The sequence below is a fragment of the Winogradskyella sp. PC D3.3 genome (genome assembly GCF_054366245.1).
This window is the reverse complement of the sequence record NZ_CM135962.1, coordinates 214806-235291: the sequence shown is the minus strand read 5'-3', so window position 1 is coordinate 235291 and position 20486 is coordinate 214806. Positions and strand designations below refer to the sequence as shown.

11 protein-coding genes and 1 pseudogene are annotated in these 20486 nt (G+C 34.3%); 5 read left to right on the top strand and 7 right to left on the bottom strand.

Annotation, left to right across the window (positions count from 1 at the left end; translation table 11 throughout):
• Positions 1–39 precede the first annotated feature (39 nt).
• Positions 40–942 (bottom strand): NifU family protein, encoded by a 903-nt coding sequence (locus ACXGSQ_RS01035; protein ID WP_458627803.1) that lies wholly within the window; start codon positions 940–942, stop codon positions 40–42.
• 101 nt (positions 943–1043) lie between these two features.
• Positions 1044–1304 (bottom strand): helix-turn-helix transcriptional regulator, encoded by a 261-nt coding sequence (locus ACXGSQ_RS01030; RefSeq protein ID WP_458627802.1) that lies wholly within the window; start codon positions 1302–1304, stop codon positions 1044–1046.
• A gap of 651 nt (positions 1305–1955) precedes the next feature.
• On the opposite strand from ACXGSQ_RS01030, the gene ACXGSQ_RS01025 reads away from it, so the two are divergent.
• Together ACXGSQ_RS01025 and ACXGSQ_RS01020 are read left to right on the top strand one after the other, a co-directional pair.
• On the top strand, positions 1956–9131 hold the full coding sequence (locus tag ACXGSQ_RS01025) for a choice-of-anchor L domain-containing protein (RefSeq protein ID WP_458627801.1): 7176 nt from the start codon (positions 1956–1958) through the stop codon (positions 9129–9131).
• Between the two features lie 6 nt (positions 9132–9137).
• Positions 9138–10151 (top strand): PorP/SprF family type IX secretion system membrane protein, encoded by a 1014-nt coding sequence (locus tag ACXGSQ_RS01020; RefSeq protein ID WP_458627800.1) that lies wholly within the window; start codon positions 9138–9140, stop codon positions 10149–10151.
• Positions 10152–10213: 62 nt separating this feature from the next.
• On the opposite strand, the gene ACXGSQ_RS01015 is transcribed toward ACXGSQ_RS01020, so the two are convergent.
• Together ACXGSQ_RS01015 and ACXGSQ_RS01010 are read right to left on the bottom strand one after the other, a co-directional pair.
• Entirely contained in the window at positions 10214–11380 is a 1167-nt protein-coding gene (locus tag ACXGSQ_RS01015) for a vWA domain-containing protein (protein ID WP_458627799.1), read from the bottom strand.
• Positions 11381–11385: 5 nt separating this feature from the next.
• The gene (locus ACXGSQ_RS01010; RefSeq protein ID WP_458627798.1) at positions 11386–12417 is read right to left on the bottom strand and encodes an SIMPL domain-containing protein; all 1032 of its coding nucleotides are present in this window, start codon (positions 12415–12417) and stop codon (positions 11386–11388) included.
• A 164-nt stretch (positions 12418–12581) separates the two neighbouring features.
• On the opposite strand from ACXGSQ_RS01010, the gene ACXGSQ_RS01005 reads away from it, so the two are divergent.
• Entirely contained in the window at positions 12582–14795 is a 2214-nt protein-coding gene (locus tag ACXGSQ_RS01005) for a tetratricopeptide repeat-containing sensor histidine kinase (protein ID WP_458627797.1), read from the top strand.
• A 2-nt stretch (positions 14796–14797) separates the two neighbouring features.
• Positions 14798–15532 (top strand): LytR/AlgR family response regulator transcription factor, encoded by a 735-nt coding sequence (locus ACXGSQ_RS01000; protein WP_458627796.1) that lies wholly within the window; start codon positions 14798–14800, stop codon positions 15530–15532.
• Between the two features lie 69 nt (positions 15533–15601).
• On the opposite strand, the pseudogene ACXGSQ_RS00995 reads toward ACXGSQ_RS01000, so the two are convergent.
• Positions 15602–16392, bottom strand: a pseudogene (locus ACXGSQ_RS00995) (DUF2797 domain-containing protein).
• A 52-nt stretch (positions 16393–16444) separates the two neighbouring features.
• On the opposite strand from ACXGSQ_RS00995, the gene ACXGSQ_RS00990 reads away from it, so the two are divergent.
• Positions 16445–17962, top strand: a complete 1518-nt coding sequence (locus ACXGSQ_RS00990) for a GH3 auxin-responsive promoter family protein (RefSeq protein WP_458627795.1) — start codon at positions 16445–16447, stop codon at positions 17960–17962.
• A 324-nt stretch (positions 17963–18286) separates the two neighbouring features.
• Here ACXGSQ_RS00990 and clpX read toward each other — a convergent pair whose 3' ends face one another.
• Both clpX and ACXGSQ_RS00980 read right to left on the bottom strand, forming a co-directional pair.
• Positions 18287–19516 carry an ATP-dependent Clp protease ATP-binding subunit ClpX gene (gene clpX / locus ACXGSQ_RS00985; protein WP_458627794.1) on the bottom strand — a complete coding sequence of 410 codons (1230 nt, stop codon included), beginning with the start codon at positions 19514–19516 and terminating at the stop codon, positions 18287–18289.
• 81 nt (positions 19517–19597) lie between these two features.
• The gene (locus tag ACXGSQ_RS00980) at positions 19598–20272 is read right to left on the bottom strand and encodes a ClpP family protease (protein WP_458627793.1); all 675 of its coding nucleotides are present in this window, start codon (positions 20270–20272) and stop codon (positions 19598–19600) included.
• Positions 20273–20486 lie beyond the last annotated feature (214 nt).

The following is a 20486-nucleotide window of genomic DNA, read 5'->3' as shown; positions in this document are numbered from 1 at the left end:
CTAAAATCTCAATAAGGTCACTCTTAAAGGTACTAAATTTTAACCATTTATAGCATTTACCGTTATGGCATTGTCATTCAACATGTCTTTTAACATACTTTCAATACCGTTTTTAAGGGTGAAAGTTGATGATGGACAACCGCTGCAAGCTCCTTGTAACAATACTTCAACTTTTTTGGTTGTTTCATCGTAAGATTTAAATTCAATGTTTCCGCCATCGCTTTCAACAGCTGGCTTAATGTATTCTTCAAGAATATTAATAATGTTTTTTGAAGTATCATCTAAAGCTTCAAATTTTTGCTCAATAGCATCTTCTGTTTTTTTCAATTGTTTAGGAGCATCATCGTTTAGTATGGTTTTTCCATTTTCAACATAAGATTTTAAAAATTCACGTAACTGAAGCGTAATGTCTTCCCATTCTACAATATCAAACTTAGTAATGGAAATGAAATTCTTTTCCATATATACATTCTTTACAAATGGGAATTGGAATAATGCCGTTGCTAAAGGAGACGGTTTGGCTTCTTCAATAGAAGTAAACTCATATAAATTTGGAACTAAAACTTTGTTGCATACAAATTTTAATACGCCTGGATTTGGTGTGCTTTCTGCATATACCGTTACTGCAGCTTTGGGCTTAATAGCGTCTTCACTTACAACAATACCATCGCTAGATAAATAGTCTTCAATTTGTTGTGCAACTTCGTCTTCTACATCTTCCCATTTAACAATGTTGTAGCGTTCTATAGCTATAAAATTAGATGCGATATATACTTTTTTTACAAAAGGAAGATAGAATAATTGTTGTGCTAAAGGTGAATGTTTAGCATCGTCTATATTGTTGAATTCAAAACTGTTATGGTTGGTAAGGAATCGGTCGGCTTCGAATTTTTTTATTGCGTCATTAGAAGTAGGAACTATGGAAATCTTGGTCTGTGCCATCTTTTTTATTTGCAAAAATAGGGAATATTGTCCTTAAGTATTGTGGCTTTTAACTAAGTTTTAATTCCTTTAACTAGAATGTAAGCGGAAGCTCATAAGTACTACTCTTTTGATAATTTATCTAAGAACATTTTAATAGACATTTCTGATGGTATGTCTAATCGTTTTTTTAATCGGCTTCTGGCGACTTTTACGGTATCTGGAGTAACATTTAGAATCGTAGCAGTTTCCTTTATTGACAAGTTCATCTTTGTTAATAGGCAATAACGTATTTGAGTATCTGATAGATTGGGATACTTGTTTAATAATTTAGCAGACATCGTTGGATACTCTGATTCTATTCTTTTAGTAATGATAGACATATCTGAAGCTGATCTAATGAGATTCTTTATTTTTTTCGTTTAGTTTCTTCTAATGGTTTCAACAGTTGCTAATACCATGTATTTTTCTATAGATAGGTTTTACCATAAAGATTCACTAAGCAGTGTAAAATTTAGTTGACTTTATTTGTTTAAAGTGATTGAATGGGGTAACGATTGAGATACTGTAGAAGGTTTAGCTATTTGTAGCATAGGATTCATACGTTTTTATATGAAAAAGTTGAAAATGGAACATGGTTAACATCATCTAATAATAAACCTCGCATGATAAAAAAATAGCATAAATTTTAAATCGGATGATTTGAGTAGGGTTTATTAGTTTTTTTAGAGCATATAAACGTTGTGTTGAATTACTAAATTACCGATTTAGAGTATTTTAGTGTCCTGATTTTATATGATATCGTATTCCTTAGTTCTATTTAAAAGAAAGATCAATACATAATTATTGTTTTTTGATATAAACAAAAAATTTCAAGATATCGGATTTTTTTGGTATTTAAACATGAATAAGTGGCTTCTCAGTTAAAAAATGTATGATGATTCATGTATTTTGGTTAAATTTCCACTTTAATAATAAAAATAGGTTTTCTGTGCTTTTGGAACACGAGAAGTTATTTAATTGAAAATCAGTTTATGGTAAAAAAACTAATGTATTTAATAGCAATCCTATTTACAACAATAGGGTTTTCACAAGACCTTTTGATGCAGGATGGTACATTTAATAGATGTGCTCCTGATAAATTTTATGATTCAGGCGGAGAATATGCTAATTATTCAAATGATGAGAATTATACCATAACCATTTGTCCTCAAAACACAGAGGATTTTGTGATACTAAATTTTATACAATTTTTCACACAGTATAATCAAGATTTCTTAACTATTTATGATGGTGATGATATTACAGCAGATCTTATTGGTACATATTCAGGAACAGTATCGCCAGGAATGGTATCTGCTTCAGAAACCAACACTTCAGGTTGTTTAACAGTTGTTTTTACAAGTGATGGTACTAGTACCGTTAATGGTTGGGAAGCTGATATTTTATGTGCTTCTCCATGTCAAGATGTTATCGCATCTATAGATAGTACAGTTCCCGCATCAAATACTACTGGTGTTGTTGGCATTTTGCCAGGAGAATCTATTGATTTTTCAGGAAGTGCAACATTTTCATTAGATGGAACAGGTGCAACCTATAATTGGGATTTTGGAGATTCTAATACGGCAACCGGAACTGATGTGACTCATACTTTTATGACTCCAGGAACTTATACTGTAACCTTAACCGTTACAGATACTAATCCACAAGGCTGTTCGGGTACCGATACAATAACCGTTTTTGTTTTGGGGCCAAATGTTGTGGTTGATCAAGATATGTTCACTCCAGAACAATTAATTGAAGATGTTCTTATTGATAGTCCATGTGCTACCGTTTCGGATATTGTTGCTGTCACAGGAACGACATATAGTCCTACTGAACCTAACGGTATTGGATATTTTTTTAGTAATGGAATTGATTTTCCTTTTGAAGATGGTCTATTACTAACGAGTGGTGATGCTAGTGCTGCAAGAGGTCCTAATAATAATGGAACGCTTAGTGATGGAAGTGGTACTTGGCCTGGTGATGCCGATTTAGATACAGAATTAGGTGTTGATTCTCATAATGCAACTTATATTGAATTTAAATTTGTTCCTCTGGCAAATAGTATAAGTTTTGAATTTCTAATGGCTTCTGAAGAATATGATGGGGGTGGTTTTGAGTGTACATATTCAGATGCTTTTGCTTTTTTACTAACGGATTCAGCTGGTAATGTTTCAAATTTGGCTGTTATTCCTGGAACAACAACACCTATTTTGGTGACTAATATTCATCCAGATAATGGTGAATCTTGCGGTGGAAGTAATGAAAGGTATTTTGGTGCTTATACAAGTAATAATGGGCCTCCAATTGCATTTGATGGTAGAACTAAAGAATTTGTAGCACAAGCTACTGTTGTGCCTGGTGAAGAATATACAATTAAGCTCGTTATTGGTGATGATAGAGATAATTCTTTTGATTCTGGAGTTTTTATTAAAGCTGGTAGTTTTAATTTAGGTGGAACTTTAGGTGATGATATTACTATTGAAGCTGGTAATGCGCAATGTGATGGTTCTGAGGTTATTTTAAGTACGGGGCTTGTAGAAACAGCAACCCATGTATGGTATAAAGATGGAGTAGTGATTCCTGGAGAATCATTGCCAACTCTTACAGTGACTGAACCAGGAACTTATTATGCTGATTTTGAATTAGAGAGTGTATGTAACGGTTCTGCAGACCCTATTGTCGTAGAATTTAGAGAGAGTGCAGTGGCTTATCCAGCTCAGAACCTTGTGGTTTGTAGTGCTTCTGGAATAGAGGAATTTGACTTAACCGTAAACGATGATGATGTATTGGGTGTTCAAGATCCAACAAATTATACTGTAAGTTATTTCCTAACGGAGGAAGATGCTATAGCCAATACAGGAGCTTTACCAGATCTTTATACTAATGTGTCTAATCCCCAAACAATATGGGCACGTTTAGCAGATCTCTCTGGAACATGTGTTGCTACAACTTCATTTTCTTTATCTGCAGCTCTTACTCCTACAATAAACCCAGTATCTGATTTAGAGTTATGTGATGATGATAGTAACGATGGTTTTGAGGAATTTGATTTAAGCAGTCAAACTTTAGCAATTTTAGGATCACAATCAGCAACAGATTATACGGTAACGTATCATTTAAGTTTTGCTGATGCGGATTCCGGTGATAATGCGTTGCCATTAGATTATACAAATACAGTAAATGCCCAACCTATTTTTGTTAGAGTTTCTAGTTCAGGGGATTCAAGTTGTTACAATGCCTCAGCAACGGCACTATTTAATTTGGTTGTAAATACGAGAGCTATAGCTACAACACCAGGTACCATGGAAGTCTGTGACGACGTTAGTAATGACGGATTTGCAACGTTCGATTTAAGCAGTCAAGAAAGTGTTATTCTAGGAGGCCAAGACCCAGCGATTTATAATGTTACGTTCCACAGTAGTCAAGATGATGCTGATAACAATGCAGGGGCTTTACCAACCAATTACACAAATACAACTCCCAATTTAGAGACGATTTACGTTAGAGTAGAAGATCCGTTACATCCAAGTTGTTACGGAACAACAAGTTTTGATTTGATCGTTAATGCTTTACCAACAGTTGTTGCAGTTCCAGCATTACAAGTTTGTGATGATGACACCGATGGTTTTGCAAGTTTTCCATTAAGTACCAAAGAAGCTGAGTTCTTAAATGGACAAACAGGAGTGGTTGTTTCTTTCCATGAAAGCATGTTGGGAGCAGAAACCAATAGTGGAGAACTATTTGATGGCTATGTGAATACAACGATGACCAGTCAAACGATATTTGTACGTTTAGAAAACACCACAACAAACTGTTATAATGTAAATAGTTTGGTTTTAGAGGTGTTAGAAAATCCAGTAGCAAATGTAACGACAGCCTTAGAGGTTTGTGACGATAATGCTGATGGTATTGCAGTATTTGATCTTAGCGTAAAAGATGCTGAAGTTATAGGGACGCAAACGGGTATGATTGTTCGTTATTACGACAGTCAAGCGAGTGCAGAAGCAGGCGGGAGTCCATTACTAACAAATTACACCAACACCCAAGCAGGATCTCAAGAAATTATAGCACGTATCGAAAATAGCACAACAGGCTGTTATGATACAACACCGCTTCAATTGATTGTAAATCCAAAGCCAGCCGTTATCACAGTAACAAACTATGAATTGTGTGATGATAATGCGACAGGCGACGAAGAAGAAATCTTTGATCTATCGACAAAAACAGCAGAGATTTTAAACGGTCAGGTAAATGTAGCAGTAAGTTATTATGCTAATGCAGCAGATGCAAGTGCAGAAACCAACCCAATATTAGGAGGTTATACCAATACAAGTAACCCACAACCTATAATAGCTGTACTAACTAATACATTAACAGGTTGTACTTCAAATGTAACCTTTGATTTAGTGGTTAACCCATTACCTGCTTTGGTTGTTCCCACAGCCTTAGAAGTTTGTGATGATGGTACACCAGATGGTCTAACAGAAATGGATTTAAGTCTAAAGAATACAGAAATTACAGGGAGTAATCCTGCTTATTCTGTAAGCTATTATGAGACCTTGGTAGATTTAGAGGCAGAGACCAATCCATTACCAACATTGTATACAAATATAAGTAATGGACAATTTATATTTGCACGTGTAGAAAATATAAACACAGGCTGTTATGATACTACTAGTTTAGAACTCATAGTACAACAAGCACCTATAGCATTTACACCACAACCATTGAGATACTGTGACCCAGACAATGATGGTTTTGGTGAGTTTACACTTACCGATGCGGATAATGAAATTACAGGAGGAGCTTCAGGACTTGAGGTGACTTACCACGAAACAGAAATCAACGCCATTAATGGAGTTGATGCTATCGATACAACAGTGAGTTATAACAATATTGTTCAAAATGCACAAACGTTATATGCAAGAATAGAAAGTCCAACGATAGCTACGGACTGTGCTACCATTGTTGTTTTAGAATTAATAGTGGAGCCAACACCTCAGTTAATTGCGCCAACACCATTAGAGGCCTGTGATGATATCTCAGCTGATGGTTATGCAACTTTTGACTTAACGACTAAAGCAACAGAAGTATTGAACGGTCAAGATCCTACTCAGTATATTCTAAGCTATTACGAGAGTGAAGCGAATGCCGAAGCATCCAACAACCCGATAAACAACCCTTTGGCTTATACTAATACAGACGATTTTAATCAAATTATTTGGATACGTGTAGAGGATAATACTACGGTAGAAGGCTGTTATAAAATTACAAGTTTAGAATTAATTGTGAACCCATTACCTGTATTAGTAACACCATCACCATTAGAGTTGTGTGATGTGAATAACCCAGGGGATGAGCAAGAAGGCTTTACCTTAGAAGACGCCAATGAAGAAATTTTAAATGGTCAAACAGGAATTACCTTAAGCTACTATGAGACGCAATTGGATGCCGACAATGCAACAAATCCAATCACAAGTCCATATATAAACACAAGCAATGCACAGACTGTTTTTGTAAGAGCAGAAAATGATGTCACAGGCTGTTACAATACGGTGACTGTCACCTTACGAGTAGATCCAATTCCTTCACCAGAACCCAATCCAACACCAATAGAAGTTTGTGATGATGATAATGATGGTTTTGCGGAATTTGATTTAACGCAACGTACCATAGAAATCACTAATGGCGAAGCTAATGTAGCAATTAGCTATCACGAGACACAGACCGATGCAGAGAATGGTGATAACCCAATCACAGGGTTGTATACAAACATTGTAGCGAACAACCAAATGATTTATGTGCGTTCAGAGAACACCATAACGGGTTGTTTTAGTTTAACTGCAAATACATTAGAATTAATTGTATTGCCGTCACCAGAAGTGCCAACAAGTATAGATACTTACACTATATGTGACACCGATGATAATGGTATCACCCAATTTGATCTGACCACTAAAGATGATGAGATTTTAAACGGACAAGATCCATTAGCAGTCCTATTGACTTACCATGTTAGTGAATTAGATGCGTCAAGTGGAAATAATCCAATCATCAATGTTGGTAATTATACTAATACAGCAAATCCACAAACCATTTATGTGCGTTTGTTTAATCCAATCACAGGCTGTCAAGATACAGGTCAGTTTGAGTTAGAGGTTAATTTACCACCAGTAGCGGTACAGCCAACACAATTGAGTGTGTGTGATGATTTAGGAGAGACACCAGGAGATGAGTTCACTTCATTTGATTTAACGGTAAAAGATGATGAGATTACAGGAGGTAATGCGAGTTATTCCGTAGCGTATTATGAGACCAATGCAGATGCACAATCTCAGACGAATGCTATAGCAGATCCAACCCAGTATACCAATACATCTATAAACGGATTAGGCGCTAACCCACAAACACTTTACGTGGTTGTTACCGATACGGATACCGGTTGTGTCGATTTTGCAACCTTAACCATAAGAGTGTTACCAAATCCAACGCCAACCCCAAGTGATCAATTACCAAACTTAGAGTTGTGTGATGATATCAATACCGGAGATGGAGTAGAGGTTTTTGATCTTACTGAAAATGAAATACTCATTCTTAATGGGGAAGCAGGAGTGACTGCAAGTTATTATGAAACGATAGAAGATGCGAACTCAGGCAGCAATGCTATAGCAGATCCAACGCAGTATACTAATACAGAAACACCAGAGCAAGAGATTTATGTAAGAGTAACCAATGATGTTACAGGCTGTTATGCACTCGTTGATTTTACGATTATAGTACATCCTCTACCAACGGTTGTGGCTGTAACGGACTTTATACAATGTGAATTAAACACCGATGGTGTTGATAGTTTTGATTTAACGACTAAAGATGCTGAAGTTTTAAATGGTCAAGATCCATCACAGTTTATAGTAAGCTATCACGATAATTTAGCTGATGCTGAGGCAGGTATTAACGGCTTGGTAAGTTTATATACTAACCAAAGGAACCCACAGCAAATCTTTGTGACCATTACAAACAATGTCACCGGATGTTCAATCAGCACACAAAGTTTTAATATTGAAGTGCAAGAAGCGGCACAAGCCAATCCAAATATGGCACCAATCGTTTATGAAACTTGTGATGATGAAATGGAAACGGATGGAGATCCAACGAATGATAGTGCTCAGTTTGATTTAACCACGAGAGACCCAGAAGTTTTAGACGGACAAGATGCAGCAAACTACATTGTAACGTATTATGAAACGCAAGAGGATGCAGATTTAAAGGTAAATCCATTACCAACGTTGTATGAGAATATCATTAACCCACAAGTCATTTATGCAAGAGTGGATAATGATACACCAGATGGAACAACAGGTAATGATACTTCTATCTGTTATGCTGTAGCCGAAGTAACCTTACAAGTTAATCCATTGCCAGAATTTAATTTAGAAGAGGATTACATCTTATGTTTAAACACTAATGGCACAGAAGTATTAGACCCGTTAGTTATCGATACAGGTTTGTCAGCAACGGATTATAGTTTTGAATGGAGTTATAATAACACGATAATACCAACAGAGACAGGTCCTAGTATAATGCCAACTCAAGGAGGAAGCTATAGTGTTTTGGTAACAGATATGAGCACATCAACAATAACCAATTGTACTAATGTTGATACAACTGACGTTATAGAAAGTGAACCACCAAGTTTAACGATAGAACTCTTAACGCAAGCTTTTGCCGATAATCACAGTTTAGAAGCATTTGCCGTAGGTATAGGTAATTATGAATACAGTTTAGACGGAGGTCCATGGCAAGATGAAAGTATCTTTACGGGCTTATCAGCAGGAGACCATGAGATCACGGCAAGAGATAAAAATGGTTGTGGCTTAACCACAACATCAAAGTTTATTATCGACTATCCGCTGTATTTTACGCCCAATGGCGATGGAAATAATGAAACTTGGAACATTGAAGGTGTTGGAAGTAATGCAAAAATTTATATATTTGACCGGTACGGAAAGTTACTTAAACAATTAAGTCCTGATGGAGATGGTTGGGATGGAACGTTTAATGGTGAAGCCATGCCAACGAGTGATTACTGGTTTACAGTAGAGTACGACGAACCAAGTAATGGTGTTCGTAAAGAATTTAAAGCCCATTTTACCTTGAAACGATAAAAAATTATGAGATTAAAAAAGTATTGTTTAGTAGCATTTATAACTTTTGCGGCAAATTTTAGCTTTGCTCAAGAAGGCATTCCAATTTATTCTGATTATTTAACAGATAATTATTATTTAATTCACCCTTCTATGGCAGGTGTCGCAAATTGTGCTAAGGTGAGATTAACGGCAAGACAACAATGGTTTGGTGTTGATGATGCACCGAGTTTACAGACGCTAAGCATGAATGGGAGAATTGGGGATTCGCCAGTAGCCATTGGAGGTGTTCTTTTTAATGATTCAAATGGTTATCATTCTACCGTAGGTGGTTATGCGACGTTTGCTTATCATTTAATGTTTTCAAGAAATGAGATTGACCTAAATATGTTATCATTTGGTTTAAGTGCAGGTTTTTTACAATATAAACTCGATGAAACAAGTTGGTTAGCACCAGGTGAATTTGATGCAGCAGTTGCTGGGATTGAACAAAGTGCTACAAATTTTAATGTCGATGTTGGGTTTTCTTACCATTTCATAGATTTTTATGCGCATTTCACGGCTAAGAATATTTTAGATAATGATGGTGTTAATTACAATCAAGATGGGGAGTTTGAATTTAAAAACTTAAGAACTTATTTATTGTCTTCTGGTTATACGTTTAGTCAGTATGGTAGTGAATGGAGTTACGAACCTTCTATCATGTACATGTACAGAGATGCAACAGCAGAATCTTCAATTGATATCAATGCTAAGGTTTATAAGGAAATGGATTTTGGTAAAGTTTGGGGAGGCTTATCTTATAGACGTAGTTTAGATGGTGCTGAATTTCAAGATGGATCAGGTGTTAGTAATCAAAAATTACAATACATCACACCATTTTTAGGAGTAGATTATAACAACTTCGTATTTGCATATACGTATTCTTATCAAGCAAATACAGTGAACTTTAATACTGGTGGTTTTCATCAATTAACGCTTGGTTTTAACTTTAACTGTAGACGAGAGAAATATGAGTGTAATTGTCCTGCAATTAACTAATATAAATAACACGAAAAAGAGGCTCAATGAAAATTGAGCCTCTTTTTTATGATAATATTCAATTATTCCCATTTATAATTTTTCTGTTCAGCTTGTGACTTTAGCGCTTTAATCATGGCACTTTCTAAACCGTTATTAGACGCTTTGGCTTTGTTAGCGATATAATTACGTCGATTTAAGTTTAAGGATGCTATTTCATCTTGAAGCTTTTTACGTGCTTTAGCTTTTTCTTCAACATAAGCTTTAATTTCAGATGTCGATTTTCCTTTTAATTCTATAGGTAATTCACTATCTTTAATTTCATCATAAGAGAAGTCAGCTTCCTTTTCGGCATCAACTAAATCCCAAGAACTGTTTTTGTATAAACGAGAACTTTTACTCACTGTTCTACTTACGGCATTGGCTTTATTATAACTTCTAGCATTGGAGTCTTGTTCTGCTTGCATTTCCATTTTAGCTCTACCTGTACTTCCATAAGCAACATAAGTTGTATTCAATTTTTCATTCAGTTCTAAGATTTTGTCATCGTAAGGAGTGGCCACATGTACTGTTGCTTCGTTGTGATTGATAGCCATATAATTGCCATGCGTTAAATCGGCTCCAGCTTTCCATTGGGTTGCAATACCTTGATTGTAATCACCACAAAAAATGGTGTTCACAGTCACATTATTTTGATGAGCTAATTTTGAGGCGTCTTTGTAACTGACGTTTCCTTGGGTGTAAGGTTCGTTCCCTGCGATGAAAATGAGTTTTAAATCCGCTTTGTTATCTCCCCATTCTAATTGGTTTAACGCTGTGTTAATCACTTTTCCACAATATTCATTGCCACCATTAGTGGTTAGTGAGAATAATGATTTTGAGATTTCATCTAAATCATCACTAAACGCAATGACTTGTCTTAAATAGCCTTCTTCAGCGTTAAGATTGTCGTTACCGTATTCGTAAAGTGCTATTTTTAGATTAGGATTTTGTTCTTCACATTTAGCATAAGAGAGTTCATTTACAATTTTCCAAAGTTGTGCTTTGGCTTGGTCAATTAAGCCATCCATACTATTGCTGGTGTCTAAGAGTAATGCGACTTTAATTTCAGGATTTTTAGCTTTTGAAGTTGTATTAATCACAGTTTCAGAGATGGCTAAATCTGGAGTTCTATTTTTCGAATTTGCATTACACGCGGTCAGCGATGCTAAGCTTAATACAAATATTAAGGTTTTGAATTGTGTGTTCATAGGTTCTATTGTTTAGTATTCAATTCTTTAACATCGATAGTGCCATTTGGAGATATCACATAGTATTTATGATCAATTTTCGTTTCTACAATTGGTGTTTCTTTTTTCTCTATTGGTTTAGGTGTAAAGGCCAGTTTTATATTCATACCAATTTGCACCACAGGTTCTAAAATGGAAGGGTTAATTACTACATCATAGTTTTCATAGGTTAAAGGTTGGTAGTAATAAGACGTTTGTTTTTTAGCTGTAGTTACGCCTTTGTTTTTATCTAATGCTTCAATAGAAATACTGTTGTAGGCTTGATAGCTTTGGTAGAAATCTTTTGGAAAATAACAATATTTATCGTCCGCAATAGCGACGTTATAATCAGACATGTTAAAACCTAAAACTTTATAGTATGCCTTTTTCTGTTCAATAAGTTGTAATAATTCATCTTGAAGATTTTTATAAACAGCCTGAATGTTTTCGATATAATAATCCACTTTAACTAAATTATAAACTTCACTTTTGGCACAAGCTTCTAAAATCGCTTCAAATTGACTTGTTTTTGTAAATTGAATATGGATGTTCTGTTGTAGTTCGAAACCCTTAGGGACTTCGGTATACGTTTTACTAAATAGTTTTTTAGTGACTTCAACTTCGTAAATAGGAACAAAAGAAATAACATCGATAGCAATGTCTTTTTGCGCGATACCTTTGCTGTTGAGTCGGTATTTAATACTGTCGATTCGTTGCTTTAGAAGTTGATTTGTTTTTTCTGCAGAAGGGCCCATTTGAGAAACATTGAATATTGCTGTGTAAGTTGTAGCACTTACATTTTGAAGTGCTTTTACATCAATGGTCAATACATTACTAGGATGTAAGACCTGCTGAACTTGTTGTTGCACTGTTGGATTGTAAATTTGAGCATTTCCAGAAGTTAAAATATTTTGCCTAGAAATGTCTTGTGTAATTTCATTGTAATTTCCTTTGTGCTGAGCCGTAATGCTTAAACATCCTATTAGGAATAGTGTAAATGTTAATTTGATTGATTTCATTTTGGGTTTAGTTTTTTGATTATGGCGTAAAGCTCTATCGAAAAAACAGCGATAAAAAACCACAATGAGTGACGTGATGTTTTGAGTGAGTGAAGTGGACTATAATTTTAGTGGAACGTGTTTTTTTACTATAACAGCGAAGCAGATTCTAAATGTGGCATTTTTTGAAACCAAATAAAGTATGTAGTTTAGTCCAACTAATTAAAAGCGTCGTGAGAATTTCTAATACATATTCAATTCTATTGTTATTTTGCTTGATAGGGTTTTTATCCTTTAGTCAAAATAAGGAGATACATAGTGCTGATGAAAATGCGGTGTTTACAATTAGAGGTTCCGTATCTGAAAAGGGCACAAATAAACCGTACAAGAATGTTGAAATATTAGTCAATGGAGGGCGGTATGTTACCACTAGCTTTGATGGGGCATTTAATATAAAAGCTAAAATTGGAGATGAGCTTATTATTAAACATCCCGATTTTGAAACCATTTATTACATTATAAAATCGGATGAACGCATAAATATTGAGGTTGTTGATGATGAATCGGATTCGCGTAGTAGAAGTCATGGAGACTTTAAACGTTTTAATCAAATGATAGACTCAGCAGATGTCTATCTTAAAAAAGATGCAGAAAAAAGTGTAAAGTTTATTGGAGATGCTCTAAATGTCAATGTTAATAATACACAAAGTGGTGAAGCTTATGAGTTATTAGGTGATGTTTATGTGTATTGGAAACAGTTTGATTTAGCTATTTCAGCATATAAAATTAGTCTTCAAAATACAAATAAGGCGTCAGCAAAACTTAAATTAGCTAAAGCATATCTCAATAATGGTGACTTTGAAATCAGTTTAGCTACATATAAACAAGTAGATGAAAAGACTTTGTCTAATTATGAAAAAACAGTATGGTTTGAAGGTCTTGGTGATGCCTATGTGAAAATGAAGAATTTTGAGCAGGCCATAAAAACATATGAAGATGGTTTAAAAGTGGCGCAAAAACATCTTATAGCACCCAAAGTTACAGACTTAAACTCTAAGATAGCTCAGGTTTACAGTGAACAAGGGCAAAAAAATAAAGCCAAAAGTTATTTTAGTAATTCGTTAAATTTAGCCAAAAAAGAGAATAAAAAAAGAGCTGTTGAAGAACAGGTTAAAGTCGCTGAGTTTAATAGTGATAATGCAGAATACGAAAGTGAAATTGTCTTAAGAAAACTGGCAATAGAAGGTATTAAAGATATTGAGAGCGATTCTGTTATTAGTAACGAAAGTCCTATCACCTCACAAAAGCAAAATTATAAGATAGGTAATGCCTATTTATTAAATAACGATTTAACCAATGCTATTCCGTATTTAGAGAAGAGTAGGGTAGAAGCAGGAGAAAGGGGAGATTTAGAGGTTAAGTTAGATGCAACCCGGAAGCTTTCTGAAGTTAATGCTAGATTAGGAAATACTGAAAAAACGATAGCTTATAATGATGAGTATAAAGATGTTGTAGATGAATTGTACGCTAAAAAGATTCAGGAAATTTCTCAAGCGGCTCGCTTTAGTCGAAATATTGCAGAGCAGCAAAATAGAATAACATCATTAGAAAGTGATCGCGCTTTATCTAAAAGCACTTACGAATTAACACAAGAGCGAAATAAAAGTCAACAACTTATTATTTATTCCTTAATTGGTGGTTTAGTATTACTTTTAATTACAGGCTTTTTAATGTTTAAATACATAAAGCAACAACGCTTAGCAAATAATTTGTTGGCTTTAAAATCGTTGCGTAGCCAAATGAATCCGCACTTTATTTTTAATGCTTTAAATTCTGTAAATACATTTATCGCGACAAACGATGAGCGAACAGCAAACAAATATTTATCTGATTTTTCACAATTGATGCGGGCTGTTTTGGAGAATAGTGAAGAGGATTTTATTCCATTGAAAAAGGAGATAGAGTTATTGAATTTATATACAAAACTCGAACATTTCAGATTTCAAGATAAGTTTGATTATGCTATTGAAGTTGATGAATCTATTGATGTTGAAGAATTTCAGATTCCTCCAATGTTATTACAACCCTATATTGAAAATGCGGTGTGGCATGGCTTGCGCTATAAAAAAGAAAAAGGGCATTTGCATATTCATATTCAGCCAAAATCTAAGGATGAAATAACCATTACTATTTTAGATGATGGTATTGGAAGAGAACGTTCTAAAGCTTTGAAAACAGACCATCAGAAAAAACAGAATTCAAAAGGGATGACTAATATTAAAAAACGTGTGGCGATTTTAAATGAGATGTATAAAGATAAAGTTGATGTTACGATTAACGATTTTCAAGATATAGAGGATGTAGGAACCAAAGTAGTCGTGACTTTAAAAAAGGATTAAGTATGAAATTAAATGCCATTATAGTAGAGGATGAAGAAAATAGCAGATTAATTCTAAGGAGTTATTTGACCAAGTACTGTCCTAATATTTCAATCTTAGGAGAAGCTGCTAATGTTGAAGAAGCCTTAGTTTTGATAAGAAATAAGGATTTAGACGTGGTGTTTTTAGATGTAGAAATGCCTTATGGTAATGCCTTTGATTTATTAGACAAAGTAGGAGATATTAATTTTGAGACCGTATTTGTTACGGCCTATAACCATTATGCGATTGAGGCTCTAAATGCACACGCCTCTTATTATTTAATGAAACCCATTTCTATCGATGAGTTGATAAAGGCTGTAGATTATGTAACAGAAATTAGAACGAAGGAAGATGCATTGCAAGATCAAGTTTTAGTGCCAAAAACGAATGTTGTGAGTGGTAAAATAACCATTCCACAGCAAGATGGCTTTGAAGTGATAGAAACAGCAGATATTATGTATTGTAAGGCTGATGACAACTATACAGAAATTTATCTGAACAACAATAAAAAGAAACTCGTCAGTAAAACCTTAAAGTATATTGAAGAAAGTCTAAAAGATGCCAGCTTTGCTAGAGTCCATAAAAGTTATTTAGTTAACGTAAATGAAATTGTAAAATACGTAAAAGGCAAAGGTGGAAGTGTTGTATTAAGTAATGGCAAAGAGATTCTGGTGTCAGCTTCAAAGAAGTCTGATTTGTTATCGTATTTTAAGTAAATCAAACCTCATTATAACAGAAACGTTTTTGTTATTGAGAACAAACAGAACTTAGGATTAAAAAAAAGTTTAAATCCTTAATTCTATAACAGAGCCTTCATTGGCCCGAACATTAAAAACGGTATTATCTTCAAAAATAAAATACTGGCCTTTGATGCCAACTAACTTTCCTGAATAGTTTGGAGTTTTACTCAAGTTAAGACTTTTTACTTTTTCAGGATAGTGTTCTACAGGGAAATTTATGTGAGTTTCGGTGTTATCTTCAATAAAATAAGGTAAGGCTTCATCCGGAATGTAGACTTTTAATTTTTGTTTCCATGCTAATAAATCTTCATCCTTTATCTCGTTTTTCAACATCGTTCGCCAATTGGTCTTATCGGCGACATGATCTTTTAAAGCAACTTCGGTAATACCTGCTAAATAACGGTTTGGGACTTCTACAATTTCAACTGCTTCGTGAGCACCTTGGTCAATCCAACGTGTGGGAACCTGACTTTTTCTAGTAACTCCAACTTTTACGTTGCTCGAATTCGCTAAATAAACAATATGTGGTTGTAGTTGTACCTTTGATTCGTAGTCTAAATCTCTGTCCTCTTTACCCAAATGTGCTGTACTTAATTCTGGTCGCATTATCCAATCGCCAGCAAAAGGTTTGTCAAAAAGCAGGTTTTACAAAACCCTTGTCGGTATATTGGTTTGTTTAATCCACAGCTTAAACATTGGTGTCCAATCAGTTTTATGTCAATGGTTTTGTTTAATAATTGATTAACATGGATAAAGTCATTCTCAAAGACAAGATAGTACTGAATAGGTTCTAAAAACTCAGTTTGCATTTTTGTGAGGACTCCTGTATAAAGCATAAAGAAATTTAGTATTTTTAGCATTAATTAATAGCGTAAAGATAGCTAATCCATGTCAATTCCTATTGTAAATTCCATTGCGTCTTGGTTTTTAAAAAAACGATTCCATCAAATAGAATTGTTTCTAAAATACCCTAATGAAGTACAGAATGAATTACTTTTCAGCTTATTAAAATTTGCTAAAGACACTGAAGTAGGCAAGGCATATGATTTCGACTCCATAAAAACATATAGAGAGTTTAATGAAAGAATTCCTATTGTAAACTATGAAGATTTTCACCCTCTCATTGAACGATCGCGTAATGGTGAGCAGAATATATTTTGGCCTAGACCTATAAAATGGTTTGCCAAATCGAGTGGTACAACCAATGCTAAAAGTAAATTTATTCCTGTAAGTTTTGAGTCTCTTGAGGATTGCCATTATGCAGCAAGTAAAGATTTGTTGTGTATGTATTTAAATAATAATGAAGATGCGCAATTGTTTACGGGTAAAAGTTTACGCTTAGGCGGTAGTAAAGAATTATATAAGGAAAATGGTACGGTATTCGGTGATTTGAGTGCTATCTTAATTGATAATATGCCCTTTTGGGCAGAGTTTAGTAGTACACCGAGCAATCGCGTATCACTGATGAGTGATTGGGAACATAAGATGCAAGCTATTGTTGAAGAAACAGTAGAAGAAAACGTGACGAGTTTAGCAGGTGTACCATCTTGGATGTTGGTTTTACTTAATAATGTTTTAGAGAAAACAGGAAAAGACAGTCTTTTTGATATTTGGCCTAATCTAGAAGTTTACTTTCATGGAGGAGTAAATTTCAATCCGTATGTAGAGCAGTACAAGGCTATTTTACCTTCTGATAAATTTAGATATTACGAAATATATAATGCTTCTGAAGGCTTTTTTGCGATTCAAGATCAAAATAATTCTAGTGATTTATTGTTAATGCTAGATTATGGTATCTTTTATGAGTTCATCCCTATGAATTCTTATGGCACCGAAGAGCAGGTCGTGATTCCGTTAAGTGATGTTGAGCTCAATACCAATTATGCAGTTATTATTACTACCAATGCCGGATTATGGAGATACAAAATAGGAGATACAATTCGATTTGTTAGTTTAAGTCCACATAGGATTAAAGTTTCTGGTAGAACCAAACACCATATTAATGCTTTTGGTGAAGAATTAATTATTGAAAATGCTGAGGAAGCACTGCGTAAGGTTTGTGAGCAAACATCTGCAGAAATAGTTGATTATACGGCTGCACCTATTTTTATGGATGGTAAAGAAAAAGGAGCACATGAGTGGATTATTGAATTTAAGCGCCCTCCGGAGAATATGTCTTATTTTGAAGAGCTGTTTGACAATTCTCTAAAGTCATTAAACTCAGATTATGAGGCAAAACGTCTTAATAATATGACGCTTAATAAACCTAAAATTCATAACGCAAGACCAAACTTGTTTTATGATTGGTTAAAAGATAATAATAAACTTGGTGGTCAGCATAAAGTACCACGTCTGTCTAATAGTAGAGTTTATCTTGAGGAGTTGTTGCAACTTAATTACCGATAGAAAGTATTAATAGCGTTAAAATTAGATGAAATTATATCTTTATTGAAGAGGCTTTTATAGGGGACACTTTATCGCTAATAAAAACACTTACGGTTACTATATCGACATTCTTGTAAGTTTTATCCAATAAAAAAATCAAACATGCCTTACTTTAATTTAAGCCTATATCTTAGCGGTAAATAAATGTGCTATCATTATTTAAATCCCTCAAGACTATATAACGTATTGCGTGCAATATTTAATTAATCAATCCCTAATTAAAGTAAAAACCACAATTTCTAATATTGAAATTGTGGTTTTTTTTATGATGTTAAAAAATTAAGCTTAGGAAACTGCTTTTAATTTTTTAAGTGTCGATTTATTTAAACGATCCTCGGCATAAGCTTTAGTAACGTTTAATTTTGTCTCATCTGAACTTGGCAAGTCAAACATCGCTTCAGTTAAAATTTCCTCACAAAGCGATCTTAAACCACGAGCACCAAGCTTGTATTCAATTGCTTTTTCAACAATATAATCTAGAGCGCCGTCAGTTATTGTAAACACTACGTCATCCATCTCAAACAATTTTTTGTATTGTTTAATAATGGCATTTTTAGGTTGTGTTAAAATAGCTCTTAGCGTTTTTGCATCTAAAGGATCCATGTGTGTTAGTACAGGTAAACGACCAATGATTTCAGGAATCAATCCAAAATCTTTTAAATCCCTAGGAATAATATATTGCAATATGTTATCCTTATCTACATTATCCGTTTTCATTGCGCTATATCCTATGGCTTGCATGTTTAAACGTTTCGTAATGACACGTTCAATACCATCAAAAGCTCCACCCGCAATAAATAAAATATTTTCGGTATTAACTTCGATAAATTTTTGATCAGGATGCTTACGACCACCTTTTGGCGGTACGTTGACCACAGTTCCTTCTAAAAGCTTTAATAAAGCTTGTTGTACTCCTTCACCCGAAACATCTCTAGTAATAGAAGGGTTATCACTTTTACGTGCAATTTTATCAATTTCATCAATAAAAACGATACCACGTTCTGCTTTTTCAAGATTGTAATCAGCTGCTTGTAATAAGCGGGTTAGGATGCTTTCTACATCTTCACCAACATATCCTGCTTCTGTAAGTACAGTAGCATCAACAATAGCTAAAGGTACATTCAACATTTTTGCAATGGTTTTGGCCATCAATGTTTTACCTGTACCCGTTTGCCCAACCATAATGATATTACTTTTTTGTATTTCGATATCATCATCAGATGCTGGTTGTAATAAACGTTTATAGTGGTTATAAACCGCAACAGACATTACACGTTTAGTGTTTTCTTGTCCAATAATATATTCATCTAAAAAACCTTTAATCTCTTTTGGTTTTCTCAGCATTAACTCAGCACTCAATTCTGAATTGCCTGATTGTTTAGATTCTTCTATAACAATACCATGTGCTTGTTCAATACAACGATCGCATATGTGAGCGTCTAAACCTGCTATAAGTAAGCTTGTTTCTGGCTTCTTCCTACCACAAAATGAACATTCTAATTCTTCCTTTGCCATTTTCAATTTTATTTACGTTTTTACATTTGTAAAAACCGCTTCAATATAGTTCTCTCTTTTTTTTGTCGAAAGTAAAATGAATTACTTGCGTTCTAAAATTTCATCAATCATTCCGTAGTCTAAAGCTTCTTGAGAACGCATCCAATAATCTCTATCAGAATCTTTCTCTACTTGCTCAATAGGGTTACCAGAATGGTTGGCTATTATTTCGTATAATTCTTCTTTAACTCGTATCGTTTCTTTTAATGCAATTTCCATATCGCTTAATTGCCCTTGGGTGCCACTACTTACTTGGTGAATCATAACACGAGAGTGTTTTAAAGCAGAGCGCTTTCCTTTTTCTCCTGCACATAGCAATACCGCTGCCATTGATGCTGCAATACCTGTACAAATAGTTGCGACATCGGGTTTAACAAACTGCATTGTGTCGTAAATACCTAAACCAGCATATACACTTCCTCCTGGTGAGTTGATATAAATTTGAATATCTTTTTTGGCATCTGTACTTTGTAAAAATAAAAGTTGTGCTTGTATAATATTTGCGACTTGGTCATTAACACCAGTTCCTAAAAATATAATACGATCCATCATTAAACGCGAGAATACATCAAAAACAGCGATATTCATCTGACGTTCTTCAATAATATTAGGCGTCATATTAGACGGATACATGCTCTCAATAATCTTAGAGTAATAGTTACTATTTATACCCTGATCTTTTATTGCAAATTTTTCAAATTCTTTTCCGAAATCCATATGAATTTTAATTCTTTTAATTAATGTTTAATTTCAATAAAGCACTACCACTGTGCTGTGCTTGGTGTAATATCTGTTTTTTATGAAAAATGTATTCCAAAAAAAAGCGTAAAATTTTTACATTTTACGCCTTAAAGATACTAATAATTTTTAGGTTACGGTTTTAACGTTAACCACATTTTAAGGTTTTAAGGCTAAGCCTTAATATGTTTAA